Annotated in this window: 24 protein-coding genes; 21 read left to right on the top strand and 3 right to left on the bottom strand. The window is 41.9% G+C overall.

All coding sequences use genetic code 11. The annotated features are described in order from the left end of the window. Positions 1-27 precede the first annotated feature (27 nt). From uvrB to recD2, 7 genes are all read left to right on the top strand, one after another. A complete protein-coding gene (gene uvrB, locus LKD41_RS04405) occupies positions 28-2,010 on the top strand; it encodes an excinuclease ABC subunit UvrB (protein ID WP_022244524.1) in 1,983 nt (660 codons plus the stop codon). A gap of 21 nt (positions 2,011-2,031) precedes the next feature. Beyond that, the gene (gene uvrA / locus LKD41_RS04410) at positions 2,032-4,866 is read left to right on the top strand and encodes an excinuclease ABC subunit UvrA (RefSeq protein ID WP_022244523.1); all 2,835 of its coding nucleotides are present in this window, start codon (positions 2,032-2,034) and stop codon (positions 4,864-4,866) included. A 479-nt stretch (positions 4,867-5,345) separates the two neighbouring features. After that, positions 5,346-6,341 carry a rod shape-determining protein gene (locus LKD41_RS04415; RefSeq protein WP_022244522.1) on the top strand — a complete coding sequence of 332 codons (996 nt, stop codon included), beginning with the start codon at positions 5,346-5,348 and terminating at the stop codon, positions 6,339-6,341. A gap of 19 nt (positions 6,342-6,360) precedes the next feature. After that, complete coding sequence (locus tag LKD41_RS04420) at positions 6,361-7,161, top strand: flagellar hook-basal body protein (protein WP_117698444.1); 801 nt, start codon at positions 6,361-6,363, stop codon at positions 7,159-7,161. A gap of 111 nt (positions 7,162-7,272) precedes the next feature. Continuing rightward, a complete protein-coding gene (locus LKD41_RS04425) occupies positions 7,273-8,088 on the top strand; it encodes a flagellar hook-basal body protein (RefSeq protein ID WP_022244520.1) in 816 nt (271 codons plus the stop codon). 20 nt (positions 8,089-8,108) lie between these two features. After that, the gene (locus tag LKD41_RS04430) at positions 8,109-8,468 is read left to right on the top strand and encodes a rod-binding protein (protein ID WP_118639069.1); all 360 of its coding nucleotides are present in this window, start codon (positions 8,109-8,111) and stop codon (positions 8,466-8,468) included. Between the two features lie 197 nt (positions 8,469-8,665). After that, positions 8,666-10,870 (top strand): SF1B family DNA helicase RecD2, encoded by a 2,205-nt coding sequence (recD2, locus tag LKD41_RS04435; RefSeq protein WP_227700510.1) that lies wholly within the window; start codon positions 8,666-8,668, stop codon positions 10,868-10,870. Between the two features lie 176 nt (positions 10,871-11,046). Here the strand turns inward: recD2 and LKD41_RS04440 are convergent, their stop codons facing one another. Genes LKD41_RS04440 through LKD41_RS04450 form a run of 3 tightly spaced genes read right to left on the bottom strand, consistent with a single transcriptional unit; the run spans position 11,047 to position 13,851 of the window. Next, on the bottom strand, positions 11,047-11,844 hold the full coding sequence (locus LKD41_RS04440; RefSeq protein ID WP_022244517.1) for an ABC transporter ATP-binding protein: 798 nt from the start codon (positions 11,842-11,844) through the stop codon (positions 11,047-11,049). Beyond that, positions 11,837-12,766, bottom strand: a complete 930-nt coding sequence (locus LKD41_RS04445) for an ABC transporter permease (protein ID WP_117698468.1) — start codon at positions 12,764-12,766, stop codon at positions 11,837-11,839. The genes LKD41_RS04440 and LKD41_RS04445 overlap by 8 nt, the downstream gene beginning before the upstream one ends. Before the next feature lie 50 nt (positions 12,767-12,816). Next, complete coding sequence (locus LKD41_RS04450; RefSeq protein ID WP_022244515.1) at positions 12,817-13,851, bottom strand: ABC transporter substrate-binding protein; 1,035 nt, start codon at positions 13,849-13,851, stop codon at positions 12,817-12,819. A 225-nt stretch (positions 13,852-14,076) separates the two neighbouring features. Here LKD41_RS04450 and LKD41_RS04455 point away from each other — a divergent pair, with 225 nt between their 5' ends. The 14 genes from LKD41_RS04455 (at position 14,077) to rfbC (ending at position 26,218) form a co-directional block, all read left to right on the top strand. After that, positions 14,077-14,775 carry a ComF family protein gene (locus LKD41_RS04455; RefSeq protein ID WP_227700511.1) on the top strand — a complete coding sequence of 233 codons (699 nt, stop codon included), beginning with the start codon at positions 14,077-14,079 and terminating at the stop codon, positions 14,773-14,775. Positions 14,776-14,786: 11 nt separating this feature from the next. Continuing rightward, entirely contained in the window at positions 14,787-15,188 is a 402-nt protein-coding gene (locus tag LKD41_RS04460) for a hypothetical protein (RefSeq protein ID WP_022244513.1), read from the top strand. A gap of 98 nt (positions 15,189-15,286) precedes the next feature. Next, the gene (locus tag LKD41_RS04465; RefSeq protein ID WP_022244512.1) at positions 15,287-15,709 is read left to right on the top strand and encodes a hypothetical protein; all 423 of its coding nucleotides are present in this window, start codon (positions 15,287-15,289) and stop codon (positions 15,707-15,709) included. Position 15,710: 1 nt separating this feature from the next. Further along, complete coding sequence (locus LKD41_RS04470) at positions 15,711-16,712, top strand: hypothetical protein (RefSeq protein ID WP_227700512.1); 1,002 nt, start codon at positions 15,711-15,713, stop codon at positions 16,710-16,712. A 21-nt stretch (positions 16,713-16,733) separates the two neighbouring features. Beyond that, positions 16,734-17,645 carry a diadenylate cyclase CdaA gene (gene cdaA / locus LKD41_RS04475; RefSeq protein ID WP_330414758.1) on the top strand — a complete coding sequence of 304 codons (912 nt, stop codon included), beginning with the start codon at positions 16,734-16,736 and terminating at the stop codon, positions 17,643-17,645. Further along, complete coding sequence (locus tag LKD41_RS04480; protein WP_227700513.1) at positions 17,611-18,993, top strand: CdaR family protein; 1,383 nt, start codon at positions 17,611-17,613, stop codon at positions 18,991-18,993. The genes cdaA and LKD41_RS04480 overlap by 35 nt, the downstream gene beginning before the upstream one ends. A 3-nt stretch (positions 18,994-18,996) precedes the next feature. Continuing rightward, positions 18,997-20,346, top strand: coding sequence for a phosphoglucosamine mutase (gene glmM, locus LKD41_RS04485; protein ID WP_227700514.1), 1,350 nt, complete (start codon positions 18,997-18,999; stop codon positions 20,344-20,346). A 17-nt stretch (positions 20,347-20,363) separates the two neighbouring features. Beyond that, positions 20,364-20,627: an HPr family phosphocarrier protein gene (locus tag LKD41_RS04490; RefSeq protein WP_022244507.1), complete on the top strand. Its 264-nt coding sequence runs from the start codon at positions 20,364-20,366 to the stop codon at positions 20,625-20,627. A 3-nt stretch (positions 20,628-20,630) separates the two neighbouring features. Next, on the top strand, positions 20,631-21,506 hold the full coding sequence (gene rfbD / locus LKD41_RS04495) for a dTDP-4-dehydrorhamnose reductase (protein ID WP_022244506.1): 876 nt from the start codon (positions 20,631-20,633) through the stop codon (positions 21,504-21,506). Positions 21,507-21,517: 11 nt separating this feature from the next. Further along, positions 21,518-22,348: a glycosyltransferase family 2 protein gene (locus tag LKD41_RS04500; RefSeq protein ID WP_227700515.1), complete on the top strand. Its 831-nt coding sequence runs from the start codon at positions 21,518-21,520 to the stop codon at positions 22,346-22,348. Between the two features lie 16 nt (positions 22,349-22,364). Next, positions 22,365-23,306, top strand: coding sequence for a glycosyltransferase family 2 protein (locus LKD41_RS04505; RefSeq protein WP_022244504.1), 942 nt, complete (start codon positions 22,365-22,367; stop codon positions 23,304-23,306). 105 nt (positions 23,307-23,411) lie between these two features. Further along, positions 23,412-24,497 (top strand): dTDP-glucose 4,6-dehydratase, encoded by a 1,086-nt coding sequence (gene rfbB, locus LKD41_RS04510; protein ID WP_022244503.1) that lies wholly within the window; start codon positions 23,412-23,414, stop codon positions 24,495-24,497. A 209-nt stretch (positions 24,498-24,706) separates the two neighbouring features. Continuing rightward, entirely contained in the window at positions 24,707-25,585 is an 879-nt protein-coding gene (gene rfbA / locus LKD41_RS04515) for a glucose-1-phosphate thymidylyltransferase RfbA (RefSeq protein WP_227700516.1), read from the top strand. A 42-nt stretch (positions 25,586-25,627) separates the two neighbouring features. Then, complete coding sequence (gene rfbC, locus LKD41_RS04520) at positions 25,628-26,218, top strand: dTDP-4-dehydrorhamnose 3,5-epimerase (RefSeq protein WP_118639078.1); 591 nt, start codon at positions 25,628-25,630, stop codon at positions 26,216-26,218. Positions 26,219-26,245: the final 27 nt, after the last annotated feature.

Below are 26,245 nucleotides of genomic sequence, written 5' to 3' on the forward strand. Positions count from 1 at the left end.
AGAGTAAATGAACAGAGGAGAAATTGAGTGGATCATTTTAAATTAGTTTCCAAATATCAACCCACCGGTGACCAGCCGCAGGCAATTGAGAAGCTGGTGAAGGGATTTAAAGAGGGCAATCAGTTTGAAACACTACTGGGTGTAACCGGTTCCGGTAAGACATTTACCATGGCAAATGTCATTGCCCAGATGAATAAACCGACATTGATTATTTCACATAATAAGACACTGGCGGCGCAGCTCTATGGAGAATTCAAGGAATTTTTCCCCGAAAATGCAGTAGAGTACTTTGTATCCTATTACGATTACTACCAGCCGGAGGCATATGTGCCATCCACGGATACTTATATCGCAAAGGATTCTTCTGTGAATGATGAGATTGATAAACTGCGTCTGTCTGCTACAGCAGCATTGACGGAACGGCGGGATGTTATTGTCGTTTCCAGTGTATCCTGTATCTATGGACTGGGTGAACCAGAGAACTTCCAGAAGATGATGGTATCTCTGCGGCCGGGCATGGAACGGGATCGTGATGATGTTATCCGGCAGTTGATTGATATACAATATACAAGAAATGATATGGATTTCCAGCGAGGCACCTTCCGGGTAAGGGGAGACGTTTTGGAAATCTTTCCGGCAGACCGTGGAGAGACTGCTATCCGGGTAGAATTCTTTGGCGATGAAATAGACCGGATTACAGAAATCGATGTATTGACCGGCGAGATTAAGAATAGTCTTAATCATATCAGTATTTTTCCGGCATCACATTATGTAGTGCCAAGAGAGAAAATCCTGCGTGCATGCGATACCATTGAAGCAGAGCTGGAAGAGCGTGTGAAATACTTTAAGGGGGAAGATAAGCTCTTAGAGGCACAGCGGATTGCCGAGCGGACGAATTTTGATATTGAAATGTTAAAAGAGACAGGCTTCTGTAGTGGAATTGAAAACTATTCCAGACACTTATCCGGACAGCCGGCAGGTTCGAGACCGTTAACACTGATTGATTATTTCCCGGATGACTTCCTGATTATGGTAGATGAGTCCCATATTACGATTCCGCAGATTCGTGGAATGTATGCGGGAGACCAGTCCAGAAAGACAACACTTGTGGATTATGGCTTCCGTCTGCCTTCGGCAAAAGACAACCGGCCAATGAATTTCGAAGAGTTTGAAAGCCAGATAGACCAGATGCTGTTTGTATCTGCAACGCCAAATGATTATGAAGAAGAACATGAACTTTTGCGGGTAGAGCAGATTATCAGACCGACAGGACTTTTAGACCCTGATGTGGAAGTGCGTCCGGTAGAAGGCCAGATTGACGATTTGATTGGAGAGGTCAATAAAGAGACTGCGGCAGGACATAAGGTGCTGGTAACGACACTGACCAAGAAAATGGCAGAGGATTTGACAGAATATATGCGTGAAGTGGGTATTCGTGTGAAATACCTGCATTCGGATATTGATACTTTGGAAAGGGCAGAGATTATCCGGGATTTGCGGCTGGATGTATTTGATGTGCTGGTGGGAATTAACCTTTTGCGGGAAGGACTTGATATACCGGAAATTACATTAGTGGCAATTATTGATGCGGACAAGGAAGGTTTCTTGCGTTCCGAGACTTCGCTGATTCAGACTATCGGACGAGCGGCAAGAAACAGTGAAGGTCATGTTATCATGTATGCAGATAAGATTACAGACTCCATGCGGGTTGCGATTGATGAGACAAAGCGCCGCCGTGAGATTCAGCAGAAATACAATGAAGAGCATGGCATTACGCCGACTACCATTCAGAAATCTGTCCGTGAGTTAATCAGTATTTCCAAGAAGGTAGCCAAGAATGAAATGGAATTCAAGAAAGATCCGGAATCCATGGATAAGAAGGAATTGGAGAAGCTGATTGCAGATATTCAGAAGAAGATGAACCATGCTGCTGCAGAGTTGAACTTTGAGGCTGCGGCAGAATATCGTGATAAGTTAATTGAGTTAAAGAAGATGCTTCGCGATTTGTAAGTAGAGAAAGAGGAAGAAAAAGTGGCAAAGAAAGAGAGAAAATATATCAGGATTCGTGGTGCAAGCGAACATAATTTGAAGCATATTGATGTGGATATACCAAGAGATGAATTTGTGGTACTGACAGGACTCAGCGGCTCCGGTAAATCCTCGCTGGCATTTGATACGATTTATGCAGAGGGACAGCGGCGTTATATGGAGAGTCTGTCATCTTATGCAAGGCAGTTCTTAGGACAGATGGAGAAACCGAATGTAGAGAAAATAGAAGGTTTGTCTCCGGCAATTTCCATTGACCAGAAATCCACAAACCGTAACCCGAGATCTACTGTAGGAACGGTAACGGAGATTTATGATTATTTCCGTCTGCTCTATGCGCGGATTGGAATTCCGCACTGTCCGAACTGCGGCAAGGAGATTAAGAAACAGACCGTAGACCAGATGGTAGACCAGATTATGAAGCTGCCGGAGCGTACCAGGATACAGCTTTTAGCACCGGTAGTCCGTGGAAGAAAGGGTGAACACCAGAAGCTCTTTGAACAGGCAAAGCGAAGCGGCTATGTGAGAGTACAGGTGGACGGAAATACCTATGAACTGACGGAAGAGATAAAGCTGGATAAGAACAAGAAACATAATATCGAAATCGTAGTGGATCGTCTGGTGGTAAAGGAAGGGATTGAAAAGCGTCTGACGGATTCTATTGAAAATGTGTTAGAACTTTCAAACGGACTTCTGATGGTGGATATCATTGATGGAGAGACCATGCAGTTTTCCCAGAGCTTTTCCTGTCCGGATTGTGGAATCAGTATTGATGAAATCGAACCGAGAAGCTTTTCCTTTAACAATCCGTTTGGAGCCTGCCCGGAATGTTTTGGACTGGGTTACAAGATGGAATTTGATGAAGAACTGATGATACCGGATAAGAGATTGAGCCTTGCAGAGGGCGCAATTCAGGTGATGGGCTGGCAGTCCTCTACCGATAAGAAGAGCTTTACTTATGCAATCCTTAAGGCACTTTCTGAGGAATATGGCTTCAGTCTTGATACACCATATAAGGAATTGCCGGCAGAAGTCCGGAATATGCTGATTCATGGAACCAATGGAAGGCCTGTAAAGGTATATTATAAAGGTCAGCGTGGAGAAGGTGTATATGACATTGCCTTTGAAGGACTGATTAAAAATGTGGAACGCCGCTATCGTGAGACCGGCTCTGATACCATGAAACAGCAGTATGAGGAGTTTATGCGGATTACACCGTGTAAATGCTGTGGCGGACAGAGGTTGAAGAAGGAGTCACTGGCAGTAACGGTTTCCGGTAAAAATATATATGAGATAACAGCAATGTCCATCCGTAATCTGGATGCCTATTTAAAAGAAATGGAACTGACGGAACAACAGCATCTGATTGGTGACCAGGTCTTAAAGGAAATCCGGGCGCGTGTAGGCTTTTTGATGGATGTGGGACTGGATTATCTGTCACTGTCCCGCGCAACCGGAAGCTTATCCGGTGGAGAAGCACAGCGAATCAGACTTGCAACCCAGATTGGTTCCGGACTTGTAGGCGTGGCTTATATTCTGGACGAGCCTAGTATCGGTCTGCATCAGCGGGATAATGATAAACTTTTGAATTCTTTAAAGGGGTTAAAAGACCTTGGAAATACACTGATTGTAGTAGAACATGATGAAGATACTATGCGTGCAGCGGATTATATTGTGGATATCGGACCGGGAGCCGGTGAACATGGCGGAGAAGTCATTGCTACCGGAACAGCAGAAGAGATTATGAAAAATAAGAACTCTATCACCGGTGCTTATTTAAGCGGAAGAATCAAGATTCCGGTACCGAAAGAAAGACGGAAACCAACCGGATTCATTACTGTAAAGGGTGCAAGAGAGAATAACCTGAAGAATATTGATGTGAAGATTCCACTGGGTATTATGACCTGCATTACCGGAGTGTCCGGCTCCGGAAAGAGTTCACTGACTAATGAAATCCTCTATAAACGTCTGGCAAGGGATTTAAACCGGGCAAGGTGTATTCCGGGTGCCCATGATGATATTGAAGGTCTGGAACAGTTAGATAAGGTAATTGATATTGACCAGTCTCCAATCGGAAGAACACCCCGTTCCAATCCGGCTACTTATACCGGTGTATTTGATATGATAAGAGATTTGTTTGCATCCACTCCGGATGCCAAGGCAAGAGGATACCAGAAGGGAAGATTCAGCTTTAATGTGAAGGGTGGCCGGTGTGAAGCCTGCTCCGGCGATGGTATTCTTAAGATAGAAATGCATTTCCTGCCAGATGTATATGTTCCGTGTGAAGTGTGTCAGGGCAAACGATATAACCGTGAAACACTGGAAGTAAAATATAAGGGCAAGAGTATCTATGATGTGCTGAATATGACAGTGGAAGAGGCACTGGAATTCTTTCAGAATGTGCCTTCTATTGCAAGAAAGATACAGACCCTTTATGATGTGGGCTTATCTTATATCCGTCTGGGCCAGCCATCTACTGAACTGTCTGGTGGAGAAGCACAGAGAATTAAGCTTGCAACAGAATTGAGCAAACGCAGTACAGGAAAGACTATTTATATTCTGGATGAGCCGACAACAGGACTTCATTTTGCAGATGTCCATAAATTAATTGAAATTCTGAGGAGATTGTCTGATGGTGGCAATACAGTAGTTGTAATTGAACATAATCTGGATGTAATCAAGACGGCAGATTATATTATTGATATGGGGCCGGAAGGCGGAGACGGTGGCGGAACTGTGGTTGCCCAGGGAACGCCGGAAGAGATTGCCAAAGTACCGGAATCCTATACCGGACAATATGTAAAGAAATATCTGGAATAGTAATACCGGATAAGCATAAGACAATGAAAAATGGCATCTGCAAGAAACTGTCAGTGGCGGGTTCGGCAGGTGCTATTTTCTATAGGCACATTCTTTGTTCCTGTTATGTGCACAAAAAAACTGCTGAAACATTCAGCAGTTACTATCTTGGGGAGTACCCTCCGGACATCCCGAGGGACATCCGAAGGGCTGAGTTATGAAAAATTATATTAGCTTAATAGCTAGTACATAAATGATACTATAGAAGACCTGTGACTATTATGTGAACAAAAAGTTAAGACAATTAGAAAGCAAAAGAAAGTTAAGAAGATGTTGCAATTTCATTAAAAATAAGTAAAAACAGAAAAAAAACCTTTGAAAAATGCCATTTATTGTATATAATGTGATTATATATGTAAGAATATGATTGAATGCGTAGTCTGCCTTTTTTTGTAGATTACTCCACATATAATGAAACAGATGAAAGGGGAAACATTGACATGGTTTCAACAGATATTGGAATTGATTTAGGAACAGCCAGCATATTGGTTTATATTAAAGGAAAAGGCGTAGTTTTAAAAGAGCCGTCCGTAGTAGCGTTTGACAGAGATACAAACAAGATTAAAGCGATTGGTGAAGAAGCAAGGCTGATGCTTGGTAGAACACCGGGCAACATTGTAGCAGTAAGACCACTCCGCCAGGGTGTTATTTCTGATTATACCGTAACAGAGAAGATGATTAAGTACTTTATTCAGAAGGCACTGGGAAAGAAAACATTCCGTAAGCCAAGAATCAGTGTCTGTGTACCAAGTGGTGTAACAGAGGTTGAGAAGAAGGCGGTAGAGGATGCAACTTATCAGGCAGGAGCAAGAGAAGTTGCAATTATTGAAGAACCAATTGCAGCAGCAATTGGAGCAGGTATCGATATTGCAAGACCTTGTGGAAATATGATTGTAGATATCGGAGGAGGAACCGCAGATATTGCAGTAATTTCACTGGGCGGTTCGGTAGTAAGTACATCAATTAAAATTGCCGGAGATGATTTTGATGAGGCAATTGTCCGTTATATGAGAAAGAAACATAATCTTCTGATCGGAGAAAGAACTGCAGAAGATATTAAGATTAAGATTGGAACCTGTTTCCCACTGGCACAGCCGGAAACGATGGATGTCCGTGGACGTAATCTGGTAACAGGACTTCCTAAGACAGTAACTGTTTCTTCTGAAGAGACGGAGGAAGCATTAAGAGAACCAACTTTACAGATTGTAGAAGCGGTACACAGTGTTCTGGAAAAAACACCACCAGAGCTGGCAGCAGATGTTGCAGACAGAGGAATTGTGCTGACAGGTGGCGGTTCATTACTTAGAGGACTGGAAGAGCTGATTGAAGATAAGACAGGAATTAATACAATGACAGCAGAAGAACCAATGACCTGTGTAGCAATTGGTACAGGTAAATTCGTAGAATTCTTAGCTGGTAAGAGAGACGACGATTAAGATTTCGGGAGGACTGTAGATGGTAAAAGGATTATATACCGCATGGACCGGAATGTTAGACGAACAGAACCGTCTGGATATTCTGACAAATAATCTGGCAAATGCCGACACAACCGGATATAAGAAGGAAGGTACCACAAATCATACATTTGCTGATACACTGGCAATTAAGATTAAGGATACTTCTGATTATGGGCAGCCGCGGGTACTGGGAAATATCAGTATGGGGGTGCATATTGGCGAAGTATATACCGATTTCAGCCAGGGCAGCTTTAAAGTGACAGACAGAAGTACCGATATGGCATTGGATGGAAATGGTTTTTTTACGGTATCATTTACCAATAAGAATGGTGAAACATCTATGAAGCTTACCCGGGATGGAGCATTTACACTGACCAGAGAAGGCTATCTGGTGACCAAAGACGGTGATTATGTGCTGAACCAGAATGGAGCTTCCACTGGCAATCCTGGTGCAGAGAATTATATCCGGATTAATCCGAATCTGGATTTTGAAGTGCTTTCCGATGGAAGTATTATGCAGAATAATCAGGTGGTTGCAAGACTTGGTGTAGTAGATGTAGATAATTATGACTATATCAGCAAGTATGGTGAGAATCTCTATGATGTAGTAAATGGCGGACAGCTTGTGGCATCGAATGCGAGAGTAGAGCAGGGTGCATTGGAAGCTTCCAACATTAATGTAGTATCCGAAATGGTAGATATGATTACAATCACCAGAGCTTACGAGGCTGGACAGAAGATTATCCAGACGATGGATTCAACACTGGACAAAGCCGTAAATAATGTAGGTAAAGTATAAAAAGAACTAAAGAAAAGAGAAAAAGAAGCCGATATAAATAAGTAGGAAACAGGTACGTTTCATAAAAGACTGGCCACGGATGGTGCAAGAGAGATAAGGAGCGCAGGGCTTATGATGAGAGCATTGTGGACTGCTGCATCAGGAATGATTGCACAGCAGACAAATATTGATTCGATTTCTAATAACTTATCGAATGTAAATACAACAGGTTACAAATCCGAACAGGCAGAATTTAAATCGCTGCTGTATCAGACACTGCAGTCTAAGACAACTTCTGCAAATGGTGATGAAAAGCCGGTTCCGGTTCAGGTAGGACTGGGAACCAGAGTAGCCTCTATTACATCTGATTTTACCAATGGAGCATTAATTGCCAATTCCAGCAATACGGCATTTGCGTTGGAAGGAAAAGGATTTTTCACAGTGCGTGGAGAAGATGGACAGACATACTATACCAGAAATGGTAAATTTGGCTGGGCAATCGGAACTAATGGAACGACACTTTGCAATGAAGCCGGCCTTCCGGTATTAGATAGTAATGGAAATGAAATTGTTCTGCCGGATGGTGTGACGGCATCATCTATCGAAGTATCAAATGATGGAAAGTTCTATTATAAAGATGCGGCAGGCAATACCATAGATATGAACAGACAGATTGGCGTATATCAGTTTACCAATCCGGCTGGACTGGAAAAGGATTCCGGAAGTCTTTTGGTTGCAACAGCAGCATCCGGTAATCCGATGAATGAGCTGACTACTCCGGGACTGACCAGAAGCAAGGTATGCCAGAATTATCTGGAAGCATCCAATGTCCAGGTAGCAGACGAGATGGTTAATATGATTATTGCACAGCGTGCATATGAATTAAACTCTAAGGCGATTCAGGCAGCAGATGAGATGCTTGGACAGGCAAATTCATTAAGAAGATAGTTCTAAAGGCAGGGTAAAATATGAGTATATCGATGGATAATATTTCGACATTACTGAATACAACTGCATCACAGGCAAGTAACAGTTCCAATGGACTGGAGAAGACATTGAATTCAGATTTATCAGGTGCAACGGATGATGAACTGATGGATGTCTGCAAGGAATTTGAAGCTTATTTTTTGGAACAGGTTTATAAGGAAATGAAGAAAACCATTCCGGAGAACGAAGACCAGGATGCCAGTATGAGCCAGATGACGGATTATTTTGAAGACGAGATGATTCAGAAGCTGGCAAGCCAGTCAGTAGAACAGAGTGGCGGAAGTAACAGTCTGGCGCAGCAGCTGTATGAGCAGATGAAGCGTAATTATAATATGGAATAGAATTTAGAAAAGACGATAAAAGGGGCTGTCATTATATGACAGCCTTCTCTTACTTTACAGGAAATTGCTTTCCTGTAAAGTAAAAAACGCTCCGCGAGGATGCACACTGCGGCGTATAAGGCAGATGTCGCAAGCGACCGCCGCAGGCGCAAGAATGTGCCAAGGCACATTCTGTGTTCGATTGGAAAGGAAAGACGATGGAGACGATAACCGGTTATGTAGATCATATCATATATCGAAATGCTGACAATGGCTATACGGTACTGGTGCTGGTTTGCGAAGAAGAAGAGATTACCTGCGTGGGAATCTTTTCGGGAATCAGTGAGGGAGAGAATATCGAAGTGACCGGTGAATATACGGCACATCCGACCTATGGAAAGCAGTTTAAAGCTGAAAGCTATGTGGAGAAAGAACCAACCGATGAACTGTCCATTGAGCGTTATCTTGGCTCCGGAGCAATTAAAGGGATTGGTGCGGCACTTGCAGCAAGAATTGTAAGAAGATTTAAAGGCGATACCTTCCGGATTATCGAAGAAGAACCGGAGCGGTTAGCGGAAGTGAAAGGAATCAGTGAACGGAAAGCAATGGAAATATCAGACCAGGTCTCTGAAAAACGAGATCTGCGTCAGGCAATGGTATTTTTGCAGCAGTATGGCATTACACTGAATCTTGCGGTGAAAATCTATAAAGAATACGGACAGGAAGTATACGGCATCATTCAGGAGAATCCATATCGTCTGGCGGATGATATCAGTGGTGTGGGATTTCGGATTGCAGATGAAATTGCTAAGAAAGTCGGTATTCATACAGATTCTGATTTTCGAATCCGAAGCGGTATATTGTATACACTTTTGCAGGCATCCGGAGAGGGACATACCTTTCTGCCGGAGGAAGAACTGACAAAGCGTGCAGGAGAGCTTCTGGGTGTAACAGAAGAAGCAATCGAAAAGCAGTATATGGATTTGTCAATAGAGCGGAAAATCATTATGAAACAGGAGTGCGAACAGGTTCAGATTTATGGTGCACCACTCTATTATACGGAAGTAAATACAGCCATGATGCTTAAGAATCTGGATATTGCCTATGATGTGTCAGATGCAGAGATTATCCAGCGAATCCATAAGATTGAGAAGCAGACCGGCATGGAACTGGATGAACACCAGAAAGAGGCTGTTTCGGAGGCAGTAAGAAACGGACTTTTGGTAATCACCGGTGGACCCGGAACTGGTAAGACGACGACAATTAACAGTATTATCAAATATTTTGAACTGGAAGGCCTGGACATTTTCCTGGCAGCACCTACCGGAAGAGCTGCAAAGCGAATGAGCGAAATGACCGGATATGAAGCTAAAACCATACACCGGATGCTGGAATTAAACGGTGGAATGGAAGGAGCGGTAGGATTCGAACGAAATGAAAGTAATCCACTGGAAACGGATGTTGTAATTATCGATGAGATGTCTATGGTGGATATCAGCCTGATGCAGTCCCTTCTGAAGGCAATGGTAGCCGGAACAAGACTGATTCTGGTAGGAGACGTAAACCAGCTTCCGAGCGTAGGACCGGGAAGCGTATTAAAGGATATTATCGACAGCGGACAGTTCCATGTGGTACAGCTTACCAAGATTTTCCGACAGGCATCCCAGAGTGATATCATTGTCAATGCCCATAAAATCAACCGGGGAGAAGAAGTAGTGTTAGATAACAAGAGCATGGATTTCTTTTTCCTGAAACGATATGATGCAGATGTGATTATCAATGTGGTACTGCAGCTGATTATGCAGAAACTGCCTAAATTTGTAAATGCACAGCCTTATGATATACAGGTGCTGACTCCGATGAAAAAAGGAAATCTGGGCGTAGAACGATTGAATGCCATCCTGCAGCGATACTTAAATCCTCCCGCTCCGGATAAGAAAGAAAAAGAGTATGGCGATAAAGTGTTCCGCGAAGGGGACAAGGTCATGCAGATAAAAAATAATTATCAGCTGGAGTGGGAGGTCTTGAGTAAATATGGATTTGCCATTGACCGTGGAACCGGTGTGTTTAATGGGGATACGGGAATTATCCGTGAAATCAATGATTATAAAGAGACAATGACCGTGGTCTATGATGAAGACAAGGTGGTAGAGTACTCCTTTAAAATATTAGAGGAACTGGAACTGGCATATGCCATTACAATACATAAATCCCAGGGTAGTGAATATCCGGCAGTTGTAATTCCGCTTCTTGGGGGACCGAGAATGCTAATGAACAGGAACCTTTTGTATACAGCGGTAACCCGTGCAAGAAAGTGTGTAACACTTGTGGGAAATGAAATGTGCTTCTATGAGATGGAACAGAATATTACAGAACAGACCAGATACAGCGGTCTGCGGGCAAGACTGGAAGAAAATGTGTAGAGGTGGTTGACTGTACAGACATGTAGAACCTTCCTCCGACCGCTTCTTACGGGTGCCTGGAAAGAAAAACCAGCCGAAATGCTGTATTTTGCAGAATTCCGGCTGGTTTTTGCGTGTCTGACAACTTGCAAAGCAAATCATTTGTCAATTTTCGTTTAAAAACCGGCAGATACCAATTACTTGGATAATAAAGCTTTGTCATTGGCAAATTCTTCGCCACTGATTTCTTCAAATTTCTCTAATAAATCTTCTACGGTAAGATTCTTTTTCTCTTCTCCGGAAATATCTAAGATAACCTGACCTTCATTCATCATAATCAGACGGTTGCCATGAACAATTGCATCACGCATGTTGTGTGTTACCATCAGAGTGGTAAGGTTCTGCTCTGCAACTATTTTATCCGAAAGAGTAAGAACCTTTGCAGCAGTCTTTGGATCCAAAGCAGCGGTGTGCTCATCTAAGAGAAGCAGTTTTGGACGGTTTAAAGTAGCCATAAGAAGAGTCAGTGCCTGACGCTGACCACCGGAAAGCAGTCCGACTTTAGAGGTAAGACGGTTCTCAAGTCCTAAATCCAGCTCTTTTAACAATTCTTTGTAATGTGCTCTTTCTGCCTTGGTAATACCGCTTCCAAGACCTCTGCTTTTGCCACGACGGGCAGCGAGGGCAAGATTCTCATCGATTCCCATGGTAGCAGCAGTTCCCATCATAGGATCCTGGAATACGCGTCCTAAGAAACTGGCACGTCTGTGCTCGGACATTCTTGTAACATCTACGTCATCAATAGAAATGGAACCTTCATCTACAAGAAAGACTCCTGCAATGGCATTTAATAAAGTGGATTTTCCGGCACCATTTCCACCGATGACAGTAACGAAATCACCTTCGTTTAAAGTAAGGGTAGTGCCGTTAAGAGCGGTTTTTTCGTTAATGGTTCCCGGATTAAATGTTTTGTAAATATGATCAACTTTAAGCATTGGTTTTGGCTCCTTTCTTTACTGGTTTTGTAAAATATTTCTTCTTCCAGTAAGGAACTGCAAGGAAGAAAGCAACCACAAGCGCAGATAACAGCTTTAAGTAGTTAGTATCAAGACCAAGCCAGATAACAATCTGAAGTACAGCGTAGTAAATAACAGCACCGATAGCGACAGATAAAAGCTTCAACGCAAAGTTGTGGAAAATCTTTTCGAACAATACAGTACCGATAATAACGGCAGCAAGACCGATTACGATAGCACCACGTCCTGCATTGACATCAGCAAATCCCTGATACTGTGAGTAAAGAGCACTGGCAAGACCAACAAGACCGTTGGAAATCATTAAACCGATTACGGTATTGAAATTTGTGTTGATACCCTGGGCACGGCTCATATTCGGGTTGCATCCGGTAGCACGGATAGAACAGCCTCTTGCAGTTCCGAAGAACCAGTACAGGATAGCTATAATGGCGATGACAAAGATAGCAACGATAAATATGGTGTTTTTATAAAAAGCCACATTTTTTACATATCGTAAAGATACAATTAAATCGTATTTGTCAGCGCTGATTGCCTGGTTGGATTTGCCGCCAAGAATCTTTAAGTTAATGGAGTATAATCCAAGCTGGGTTAAAATACCTGCAAGGATTACCGGGATTCCCATTTTTGTATGGAAGATTCCGGTAATTAATCCTGCCAGCATACCGGATATGGTAGCGGCAAGGATTGCTACCCAGATATTCTGTCCAGAAGCAATCAGAGTAACACAGACAGCACCGCCAAGACTCATGGTTCCATCCACGGTTAAGTCTGCCACATCCTGTATTTTAAAAGTGATGTATACACCGATTGCCATAATACCCCAGATTAATCCCTGGGCTACAGCACCGGGCATAGCGTTTAATAAATCAGCAATTTGCAATTCCACAATAAGTTCCTCCGGTTTCTAAATAAATAATTCAAAAGTAAAAATTACTCAGACATGTCTAAAGCTTTGTAATCGTCTGGGACAGTGATGCCAAGCTTCTCACAGATGTCAGGGTTGTACTGTTTGGTAACTGCTGGAGCAAATTCAACTTCCATAGTGGATGGGTCTGCACCATTTACTAAGATTTCGTATGCCATTTTACCTGTCTGATATCCAAGGTCATAGTAGCTGATGGATAAGGTAGCAACACCACATCCTTTGCAGATACCGGCTTCACCTGCAATAATTGGAACACCGGCTTCCCCTGCAATGTTATTGATAACTTCTGTATTGGAAGCTGCAGTGTTGTCGGTAGGAACGTAAAGAACATCGTTATCATTTACAGCACTCTGGACAACACTTGCAATATCGTTGGAATCAACGAAAGAATATGCAGTACAGGTGTAATTTAATTTTTCTAATTCTTCTTTGATAACATCAATCTGATACTGTGAGTTTGCTTCTGCGGAGCAGTAAAGCAGTCCGACATTTTTAGCATCCGGGAATAATTCATTTAACATAGCTGCCTGCTCGGACAGAGGAGCTAAGTCAGAAGTTCCAGAAATGTTACGTCCTGTTGTGCCTGACCAGTCAGAAATGTCAAGAGCGGTTGCGTAATCTGTTACGGAAGTTCCAAGAATAGGAATATCTGTAGTTGCAGCAGCTGCAGACTGAAGAGGAGCAGTTGCATTTGCAAGAATCAGGTCTTCGTTTTTGGAAACGAAGGAGTTGACGATAGTTGCACATGTGGCAGAATCACCCTGGGCGTTCTGCTCGTCAAAAACAACGTCATCACCTAATTTCTCGGTAAGATAGTCTTTGAATCCTTTTGTTGCAGCATCTAATGCCTCATGCTGTACGAGCTGACAGATGCCAACGGTGTACTTTGCGTTGGATGAACTTTTCTCTGTAGCGTTGGATGAACTTTTCTCTGTAGCGTCAGCGTTTTGGGTATCTCCTGCTTTAGAGCCACAGGCGGTCATGCTGAGTGCAAGAACTGCTGCAACTGAAAGAGAGAGAAATTTCTTCATTTTTTTCATAATAATTTCCTCCTGAAATATGTAATATTTTTTTGATTTAACGCGTTCGTGCGTCTGTGCGTTTATGCATTAAAGCGTTAATTCGAATAGACTAATTATAATAAGTAGAGAAAAATAAGTCAATAAATTAAATCCTATTTTTATCAGGAAAAATTAAGAGAATGTTAATGTTTTTGCAAAAGGGACTGTGCTAATATGTGCAAAGAGAGTTTTGGAAAGGAAATAATGAATATACTTGATATTATATTCCCAAGAAGATGCCCACTGTGTGATGAGGTGATACCGCCGGATGGAAAAATCTGCCCGGAGTGCATCGGAAAGGCAGAACTGGTGCAGGAACCGGTCTGTAAACGGTGCGGAAAACCCATTGGGAATGCCAGGAAGGAATATTGTGGTGACTGTGACCGGAAAAAACATTTTTTTGATTCGGGAAAGGCAGTATTTGTCTATCAGGGGGCAGTGCAACACTCGCTGTATCGTTTTAAATATGCCAATCGGCGTGAATATGCAGCTTTTTATGGAAAAATGGCATGTATACAGTATGCCCGGTGGATTTCAAGACTGGGGATAGATGCAATCATACCGGTTCCGCTGCATCGGAAACGCAGGAGGGAGAGAGGGTATAATCAGGCAGAACTCTTTGCAAAGGAAATAGGAAAACGTACCGGAATTCCGGTAGAAACGAAATTGCTATATCGGTGTATAAATACCAGACCCCAGAAGGAACTTAATGACCAGGAGCGCAAGAAAAATCTGAAAAAGGCTTTTACAATCGCACAAAATATAGTACAATTAAGAAAAGTTCTGCTTGTAGATGACATTTACACAACTGGAAGTACCGTGGATGCAGCAGCAGAATGTTTGAAGGTATCAGGAATACAAGAGGTTTATGTACTTTGCATTAGCATTGGCAGGGGGCATTAGGAGGAGAAAGAATGGACGTAAGAAACTGCAAAGGATGCGGAAGATTATTTAATTATTATGGGGGCGTACCGTTATGTAAAGCCTGCAAAGATAAACTGGAAGAGAAGTTCCAGGAGGTAAAAGAATATTTGCGGCAGAACCCGAATACTCCGATACAGGTTGTATCGGAAGATAATAATGTTTCTGTAAAACAGATTAAACAGTGGGTGCGTGAAGAAAGACTTGTCTTTTCAGAAGATTCACCACTTGGTCTGGAATGTGAAGGCTGTGGAACAATTATCAAAACAGGGCGTTTCTGTGAGAAATGCAAACGTAAAATGGAAACGGACTTCCAGAGTGTAATAAAGAAAAAACCGGTGGAGCCTCAGTTGGATAAGAGACCGAAGGAAAGAGATAAGATGAGATATCTGTAACTGTAGATTAAGAACTGCCGCAGTGACTGGTGGCAGTTTTTTCTTTTCAGAAGATAATATCTATGTTATACTAAAGAGAGTTTGTTTAGGAGCAGAGTATGATTAGTAAAGAACGCGTCAGACATATGACAAAGCTGTCAGAATTCGAAAATGAAGAAAGTAAAGCCTGCCAGAAAGCAACACAGTATTTTAGAAGAGATTATGTTGCCATGGAGTTGATAAAAAGCTTTTTTGCCGGAACCATTGCGTTCGGACTTCTTTTTGTGCTGTGGCTTTTTTACGACATGGAGAATCTGGTAAAGAAAATTAATGATATGAATATGATTGGATTTGGCATCCGGATTGTAATGGTGTATCTGGTATTTCTGGCTGCTTATCTTATGATTACTTATATTATTTATAATCGTAGATATACAAAGGGGAGAAAACAGGTAAAGGAGTATTATAACAGACTGAAGAGAGTGAGCAGTCTGTATCGTGAGGAAGAAAATATATCTAATACGGATGACTGGGAGGTTTAGGATGACGGGTTTACTCGAACTGAAGGAGCGGTTAATCCGCTTTTTTGGAAAAAATGAAATATATGTGGTGCCGGTACTTAAGTTTATTCTGGCAACAGTGGTATTTCTGCTGATCAATCAAAATATTGGCTATATGACCAGACTGGCCGGACTTCCGGTAACACTGGTACTGGCACTGTTATGTGCGGTTCTTCCGGTCAATGCTATCCTGTTGTTTGCGTTCATTCTGATTGCTGCACATTTATTTGCACTGTCTATGGATGTATGCGTGGTAGGACTGATTCTTATGCTGGTTATCGCACTGCTGTATTTACGGTTTTCACCAAAAGATGGTTATTATGCAGTGCTGACACCGATAACATTTGCATTACATACCCCATATATCATGCCGATTTCGGCAGGACTGTTACGTACACCGGCATCTGCTGCATCTATTGTGAGCGGAACTGTGATGTTTTATTTCCTGAAGGGAATAAAGGAAAATGAGGCAGTATTAAGTGCAGTGGAAGAGGACAGCAATGCGGCTTCTAAGATGGTGGTAGCAATCAACCAGCTGCTGGGAAATAAGGAAATGTATCTGGTGCTGGCAACTTTTATTGTGATTTTACTGGTGGTTTATGTAGTGCGCCGCCTGTCTATAGATCATGCATGGACAGTGGCATCACTGGCGGGTATTCTGATTGGACTTACTGTGCTGACCAGCGGTTTTGTAATGCTGGGCATCAAGGGACGAATCGTCTGGATTATTGTAGGAGGCGTAATTTCTACGGTGATTGCATTGATACAGCAGTTCCTGTTCTTTAACCTGGATTATAGCAGGACAGAACGGGTACAGTTTGAGGATGATGAATATTACTATTATGTAAAAGCGGTACCGAAGATTTATGTTACAACCAAGGAGAAAAAGGTAAAACGTATCGCAGCCAAGGATGAGGAAAAAGAACGTATTTCCCGCAAAGCATTGGCAGAGGAAATGGATATAGACGAAGATTTGCTGAAATAAGACAGAGAGGAAGTGGAACAGGTGCAGTCATTTTTGACAGTGTTGGAAAATTTTAAAGAAAATTATCTGGCGTGGGTAAGCGTTTTGAACATTACGGTATCAAAGACTGATATTGTAGAAATGCTTATTATTGCATTCCTGTTTTATCACGTCCTGAAATGGATTAAGGATACACGGGCATGGATGCTGTTAAAAGGAATTCTTGTGATTTTAGCGTTTGTACTTGTGGCAGCAATCTTCCAGATGAATACAATTCTCTGGATAGCAGAGAAGACGATTAATGTAGCAATTATTGCAATCGTTGTTATCTTCCAGCCGGAGCTCCGGAAAGCACTGGAAGAATTGGGACGAAAAAAATTTATTTCATCCCTCTTTTCTTTTGATTTTGGAAAAAACGGAGTGGAACGTTTCAATGACCATACGATTGGAGAACTGGTAAAGGCAAGCTATGAGATGGGTAAGGTGAAGACCGGAGCCCTGATTGTAGTGGAAAATGAAATTATGCTGACAGAATACGAAAGAACTGGTATTGCGCTGGATTCCCTGGTATCAAGCCAGCTTCTGATTAATATATTTGAAAAGAACACTCCGTTACATGACGGAGCTATTATTGTACGTGGGGACAGGGTTGTCTCTGCAACCTGTTATCTGCCACTGTCTGACAGCCTGGAACTGAGCAAGGATCTGGGAACCAGACATCGTGCAGCAGTTGGAATTAGTGAAGTGAGTGATTCTCTTACAATTGTGGTATCAGAGGAAACCGGAAAGGTTTCTATTGCGATGGGTGGACAGCTGTACCGTAATGTGGATGCGGAGTTTCTGCGCAGCAAACTGAAATTTCTCCAGAGCAGCAATATCGAACCAAAGCGCTTCCAATTACTGAAGAGGAGGTTACGCAATGTTAAAAAAGCTGACAAAACTGGTGACGAATAATTTTGGACTGAAGGTTGCAACATTATTCTTCTCTGTTGTGCTGTGGCTTGTTGTTGTCAACATTGATGATCCGACACAGGCGAAGAACTTTACCGCGTCTATTACGATAACCAATTCGGATTATATGACACAGCAGGGCAAATACTTTGAAGCAAAGGACAGTAATCTGCAGGTAACCTTTAAGGTTTCTACTGTGCGTTCTGTTATGAAGAACTTGAGCAATACTGACTTCCGGGCAGTAGCAGATATGGAAAATGTTGAGCAGGTAGACGGTGTATACCGGGTACCGATTGAGATAACTGCAACACGATATGCGTCTGCGGTGAACTTCCAGGGCAAAACACAGTATATGGAAGTAAATGTAGAAGATCTGATGCTGTCACAGTTTTCTATTAAGGCAAAAACGGTAGGAGATGCAGCTGAGAATTATGCGGTGGGAGATGTGCGGGTATCTCCGAACATCTTAAAAGTAACCGGACCGGAATCGGTGGTGAATCAGATTGATCATGTAGAAGCAACCATTGATGTAACAGGTGCATCCGCAGACTTGACGGATAGTGTAGTCCCGGTTGTATATAATGCAAACGGTGAGGCGGTAGACACCTCAAAGCTGAATTTTAATATTGATAAAGTGACAATTTCGGCTACGATACTTAATATCCGTAACCTTTCAGTAGAAATTGAACCGAGTGGAACGGTTGCAGATGGATTTGTATGCACCGGAGTGACGATTAATCCGAATAAGATAGCGATAAAGGGAACACCGGAAGCACTGAACGCAGCCGGAAGTATTGTGATTCCGTCAGACCTGCTGGATATCAGCGATGCAACTGGCAATGTAGTGAAGACAATTAACATTTCTTCTTATCTGCCGGATGATGTAGAGGTGGTCGATGCTGACAATCTGAATGTTGAAGTAACCGCAGTGGTGGAGCAGATTGTATCAGAATCTTATAGCATACCGGTTGAAAACATTGCAATTCAGAATCTGAAAGAGGGTTATGAAGCAGTCTTCGCAGAGAGTACAGTTACAATAACCTTAAAGGGACTGCGGAATGATCTGGATAAACTTATGGCAGACAGCATTAAGGGAAATGTAAATGCAGCAGGACTGGCAGAAGGTAATCATACCGTAACAGTTACCCTGGAGCTGGATGACAGCTTATATTCCGTAAATGGAACACAGTCTGCAGTGATAACCATAACAAAGAAATCAGAAGATACATCAGATACCACGAATACCGGAAATGACAATGGAACCCATACGGGTTCGAATGGTGGTACAGAAACGGGAACGGGCAGTACCAATGGAAATAATACGAATAATGGAAATTCGGAGGAAGATTAGAAAATGAGCAGAATGTTTGGAACAGATGGTGTAAGAGGTGTTGCAGGAGCGGAGCTGACCATTGAACTGGCAACAAAGCTTGGGCAGGCAGGTGCCTATGTGCTGACGAAAGAGCAGGAACATCAGCCGACATTAATTGTAGGATGTGATACAAGAATTTCAGGTGGAATGCTTGCCAATGCACTGATGGCAGGAATCTGTTCTGTAGGAGCCAATGCAATCTATGTAGGGGTAATGCCGACACCGGCGATTGCCTATCTGACCAGAAAACATAAAGTAGATGCAGGCGTTGTGATTTCCGCATCCCATAATCCGATGGAGTTTAACGGAATCAAATTCTTTAATGGAGACGGATATAAGCTTTCTGATGCGTTGGAGGATGAAATCGAAGAGCTGATCCACAATAATATGAAAGATGTTGTACTGCCGATTGGATCCGGTGTGGGAAGAATTGACTATCGTTTTGATTTGCGTGATGAATATGTGAAATTTATGAAGAAATGTGTGCCGGTTGATTTGACCGGTATGAAGATTGTGATAGACTGTGCAGAGGGTGCATCCTACTATACATCGGTTAAGACATTAAAAGACCTGGGTGCAAATCTGGTTGCTATCCATACGAAGCCCGATGGAACCAATATCAATGCCAACTGCGGTTCCACCCATATGGAAGAACTTCAGGCAAGGGTTGTTTATGAAAAAGCAGACGTTGGCCTTGCATTTGATGGCGATGCTGACCGTATGCTTGCGGTAGATGAAAAAGGTAACCTGGTGGATGGCGACCAGCTTATGGCAATCTGTGGATGCCATATGAAGAAAAAAGGAACTTTAAAGAAAAATACCATTGTAGTAACCGTTATGACCAATCTTGGCTTCAGTCTGATGGGAGAGCGGGAAGGCATCCATGTAGAGAAAACCAAGGTCGGAGACAGATATGTCCTTGAAAATATGCTGGAGAATGGCTATAATATCGGGGGTGAGCAGTCCGGACATATTATATTTTTAGATGATAATACAACCGGTGACGGACTTCTTTCCGGACTTCATTTATTACAGGTAATGAAGGAAACCGGCAGGAAATTGTCTGAGCTGACAGAGGTGATGGAAGTATTGCCGCAGGCACTTGTGAATGCCAAAGTGCCGAATCACAAGAAAGAAAAATTCATGGAATATACTGAGATTGCAGAGGCAATCAAGGCATTGGAAGAAAAATTCAATGGGGAAGGAAGGGTGCTGATTCGTCCATCCGGAACCGAGCCGCTGGTAAGAGTTATGATTGAGGGAAAGAACCAGAGCGAGATTGAAGAAGAAGCACAGAAGCTGGCTGAATTAATTACCAACACAATGCTGTGATCAGGAGGGGAATAGAAATGGTAAGTCAGAAAGTTAAAATAAAGAATCCAACAGGATTACATTTGCGTCCGGCAGGAATACTCTGCAAGGAAGCAATGCAGTATAAATCGTTAGTAACATTTCATTATCGCGGAAATACCGCTAATGCCAAAAGTGTTTTAAGCGTACTGGGTGCGTGCATCAAATTTGGAGATGAAATCGAATTTGTCTGCGAAGGTGATGATGAGGACGAAGCATTAAAGGCAATGGTAGAAGCCGTAGAAAGTGGATTAGGAGAATAAAAGATGAAAAAAATACTGGTAACTGGATGTAATGGACAGTTAGGAAGAGCAATTCGCAAGGAATATGCAGCAAGTGATGTGGAATTTATCAATACAGATGTAGTAGAGGGAGAAGGTGTTGTATCTCTTGATATTACTGATGTAGATGCAGTACTGAAGCTGGTACGTGCAGAGAAACCGGATGTTATCATCAACTGCGCCGCACATACCAATGTAGACAAGTGTGAGGAACAGTGGGATCTTGCATATAAGATTAATGCAATCGGACCAAGAAACTTAAGTATTGCAGCAACCGAAGCAGATGCAAAAATGATTCATGTATCTACGGATTATGTTTTTGAAGGAAATGGGACAAGACCATACACAGAGTTTGATGCACCAAATCCGGTAAGTGCTTATGGAAAGACCAAGTTAGAGGGTGAAAACTTTGTAAAGGAATTTGCAAAGAAACATTTTATCTTAAGAACAGCATGGCTTTATGGGGATGGAAAGAACTTTGTCAAGACAATGCTGGCATTGGCAGAGAACCATGATGAATTAAATGTAGTCTGTGACCAGGTGGGAACACCTACCAGCGCAGTGGAATTAGCAAAAATGATTCATTATCTGGAAGGCACAGAGAATTATGGAACCTTCCATGCAACCTGTGAAGGAGATACCAACTGGGCAGATTTCGCAGAGGCAATCTTCAAAAGAGCAGGAAAGAATGTAAAAGTAAATCATGTAACCAGTAAGCAGTACAAAGAGATGAATCCGGCATCCGCTAACAGACCGGCATACTCTATCTTGGAGGATTATATGATTAAGCTTACCAGTGACTTTGTAATGGCAGACTGGCAGGATGCACTGGATGTCTATATGAAAGAACTGTTGGGATAATAGGTGAAAAAATGGAACCATTAGTAAGCGTATGTATTCCGGCATATAATAATGCGGAATACATTAAAGATACGATTGATTCAATTCTAAATCAGACATATCAGAATATAGAGCTTGTAATTGTGGATGATAATTCAAAAGATAATACTTATGAACTGATTCAGAAAATCGGGGATGAGAGGATTAAGCTTTATCATAATGATAAGAATCTTGGAATGTCAGGAAACTGGAACCGCTGTCTTTCCTTATGCACCGGTAAATATGCAAAGCTTGTCTGTGCAGATGATATTTTATCACCGGATGCATTGAAGCGGGAAGTAGATGCTTTAGAGGCAAATCCTACAGCAGTGATTGCAGAAAGTGATACCAAGCTGATTGATTTAAATGGAAAAGGAAAAGGCTTTTATAAACGCTATAAGAAGAGCGGACTGGTAGATGGAAAAGAAATCTGCCGGAAGGGCTTCTTTTCACAGGATTATTTCGGAGCACCACAGGCAAATACTTTCCGGAGAGATGTGGCAGAGAAAATCGGAGGATTTGATACAGATTATACCTATATCTTAGACTATGATTTCTTTGTTTCCCTGGCATGTGAAGGCGATGTTTATATCATACACGAACCACTGAATTTCTTCCGTGTGCGAAAAGGTTCAAATACTGGAGAAGTTATGGGGGGCAACAAGGAAAAAACAAAAGTATATGTAGAGGAACATCTGCATTTACTGGAGAAAAACAAAGAACGCTTGAAACTGACACCGAAAGATATCAGACGCAGTGTTATGATTCGCAAGTTCCGCTGTTTTGCGGCATCTGTATATCTGAAACTGTTTGTGCATAAATAAGCGAAAGGGGACTAAAATGGATAAAATTGCAGTATTGATTCCCTGCTATAACGAGAGTAAAACAATCGTAAAGGTAGTAGAGGATTTTAAACGGGTAATTCCGGAAGCTGTTATTTATGTATATGATAATAATTCCAATGATGGAACGGACGAGCTCGCAAGAAGTGCCGGTGCGGTCGTACGTTATGAATATCAGCAGGGAAAAGGAAATGTTATTCGAAGAATGTTCCGTGAAATTGATGCGGAATGTTATATCATGACAGATGGAGATGATACCTATCCGGCAGAATCAGCACCGGAGATGATAAAACAGGTGCTAGAGCATGGAGCAGACATGGTAGTAGGAGACAGACTTTCTTCTACTTATTTCCAGGAAAATACCAGACCATTCCACAATTTTGGTAATTCCCTGGTGCGTAAATCTATCAATCTTTTCTTCCACACGGATATTAAAGATATTATGACAGGTTATCGTGCGTTCAGTTATCAGTTTGTAAAATCATTCCCGGTATTATCCAAGGGATTTGAAATTGAAACAGAAATGAGCATTCATGCAGCAGATAAGAATATGCAGGTAGACAATGTGATTATTGAGTACCGTGACAGACCGGAGGGAAGTGTATCTAAGCTGAATACCTATTCAGATGGATTTAAGGTACTGCGTACCATTGCAAGACTGTACCGGACCTATAAGCCAATGTCATTCTTTGGCATTATTGCATTTATACTGGCTGCTCTTGGAGTTGGTTTCCTGATACCGGTATTGGTAGTATATGCAAAGACCGGAATGGTGCCGAACTTCCCGACTTTATTTGCTTGTTGTTTTACGATATTGGCAGCAACCCAGGCATTCTTCTCGGGACTTATCCTGCAGACCATTGGACAGAAGAATCGGCAGGATTTTGAAATGGAACTGCAGGCAATCGAAGAGAGAAAGAAAAAACTGGATAAAGAATAGAACTGTTAAATTATGTACAAAAATGTGCACAAACTTCTAAAAAGTTGACAAACAAATGAGGACTGTGCCATAATAAAACGATTTTTAAATCAGGAGGAGAATAAGATGAGAACTTATTTAGTAACTGGAGGAGCCGGATTTATTGGTTCAAACTACATTCACTACATGTTTCGTAAATACGACAATGAGATTCGTATTATCAATGTAGACGCATTAACTTATGCAGGAAACTTGGAAAATTTAAAAGACATCGAGAACAGAGACAACTATACATTTGTAAAAGCAGATATTACAGACAAAGAAGCAATCCGCAAAGTGTTTGCAGAAAATGACATTGACCGCGTGGTACATTTCGCGGCAGAGAGTCATGTTGACCGTAGTATCAAAAACCCTGAAGTATTCGTTCATACCAATGTAATGGGTACTGCAGTTATGTTAAACTGTGCAAAAGAAGCATGGGAACTTCCGGATGGAAGCTTCAAGGAAGGTAAGAAATTCCTTCACGTATCCACGGACGAAGTATATGGTTCCCTTCCGGATGATGGGAAGAGCTTCTTCTATGAGACAACACCATATCAGCCACACAGCCCATACTCTGCAAGTAAGGCATCTTCTGATATGTTAGTAAAATCTTATATTGATACTTATCATTTCCCGGCAAATATTACCAATACATCCAATAACTACGGACCTTACCAGTTCCCGGAGAAACTGATTCCGTTAATCATCAACAATGCTTTACACGGAAAGAAACTTCCGGTATATGGTGATGGAATGAACATCCGTGACTGGTTATATGTAGATGACCATGCAAAGGGAATCGATATGGTTCAGGAGCAGGGACGTCTTGGACAGACTTATAACATCGGTGGACACAATGAGAAGCGTAATATCGAAATCATCAACATCATTATTGAAACTTTACAGGAGATTCTTCCGGATGATGATCCAAGAAAAGCAAATGTAAGCAAAGATTTAATCACTTACGTAGAAGACCGTAAAGGACATGACAGACGTTATGCAATCGCTCCGGACAAAATCAAAGCTGAGATTGGCTGGGAGCCGGAGACCATGTTCAAAGATGGTATCAAGAAGACAATTGCATGGTATCTTGAGCATGAAGACTGGATGAACAATGTAACCAGTGGTGACTACCAGAAATATTATGCAGATATGTATAAAGATAAATAAATAGAAGTATAGAAAGAGAAGCGGATAGGAAAATACAAGACCTGTCCGCTTTTTTTTGTGCGTTTTCGCCAGTATTTCCACGGGTACTACAGAAATTATTAAGGAAAATATAGATGAAAAATACGATGTAATATGTTATAATTAAATGATTTATTAGGTGAAAGAATGCGTTGGAGAACGTAAACAATATGATTAAGGAGGATTTTTCCATGAAAGGTATTATTTTAGCCGGAGGATCCGGAACAAGACTTTATCCATTGACAAAGGCAGTATCGAAACAGATTATGCCGGTATATGACAAACCAATGATTTATTATCCATTATCTACACTGATGTTAGCAGGAATCCGTGAGGTGCTGGTTATCTCTACACCAAGAGATCTTCCGGTATTTGAGGAGTTATTAGGGGATGGAAGCCAGCTTGGAATGTCTTTCTCTTATGCAGTACAGGAACAGCCGAGAGGACTTGCAGATGCATTTATCATCGGTGAGAAATTCATTGGAAATGATGCAGTAGCATTGGTATTAGGCGATAATATTTTCTATGGACAGAGCTTCTCTAAAGTGCTTCGCAGTGCAGCAGAGCGTACAGAGAGCCAGCCAGGAGCAACCATTTTCGGATATTATGTAAAAGATCCAAGAGAATACGGTGTAGTAGAATTTGATGAGAATGGTAAAGCATTGTCAATTGAAGAAAAACCGGCTCAGCCAAAATCCAATTATGCAGTTCCGGGACTCTATTTCTATGACAATGATGTAGTAGAGATTGCCAAGAATGTAAAACCATCTGCAAGAGGAGAAATTGAAATTACAAGTGTTAATAATGAATATCTGAACCGTGGAACCCTTCAGGTTGAGACCTTAGGAAGAGGATTTGCATGGTTAGATACCGGAAACCATGACATGCTTCTTGATGCAGCAGACTTCGTAGCAGCATTCCAGAAACGTCAGGGATTATATATTTCCTGTATCGAAGAGATTGCATACAAGAGAGGATTCATCGATAAAGCACAGTTAGAGAAGCTGGCGCAGCCATTACTTAAGACTGCATATGGTCAGTATCTGATAGACGTTGCTAACGGATTATAAAATAGAGTTGGGTATTATTGTAGAAAAGCGAGGAAGAGAAAAATGGGAAAAATCAAAGTAACAAACGACTGTAATGGAATCAAAGGATTAAAAGTAATTGAACCTGCAGTATTCGGAGATGCAAGAGGATATTTCATGGAGACCTATAACTATAATGATTTCAAGGAAGCAGGAATTGACTGTGAATTCGTACAGGACAACCAGTCTGCATCCAAGAAAGGTGTGCTCCGTGGACTTCATTTCCAGTTAAACTATCCACAGGACAAGCTGGTGCGTGTAGTAAACGGTGAAGTATTTGACGTCGCAGTTGACTTAAGAGAAGGTTCTGAAACCTTTGGAAAATGGTTTGGAGTTACTTTGTCTGCTGAGAATAAGAAACAGTTCTTCATTCCAAAGGATTTTGCACACGGATTTATCGTATTAAGTGATTATGCAGAATTCTGCTATAAAGTTACTGATTTCTATCATCCAAACGATGAGGGCGGACTTCTGTGGAATGACCCGGATATCGGAGTAGAATGGCCGATGCCGGAAGGAATGACAGAGGCAGACTTGATTTTATCCGACAAAGATAAAGTATGGCATGGCATCAAGGCATATGCAGAGAATAAGAATAACTGCAGGAAAGACTGATAGGCAGTTGAAGTAACATAAGGAGTA

This window comes from Roseburia sp. CLA-AA-H209, from assembly GCF_020687575.1.
Taxonomy (GTDB): Bacteria; Bacillota; Clostridia; order Lachnospirales; family Lachnospiraceae; genus Roseburia_C; species Roseburia_C amylophila.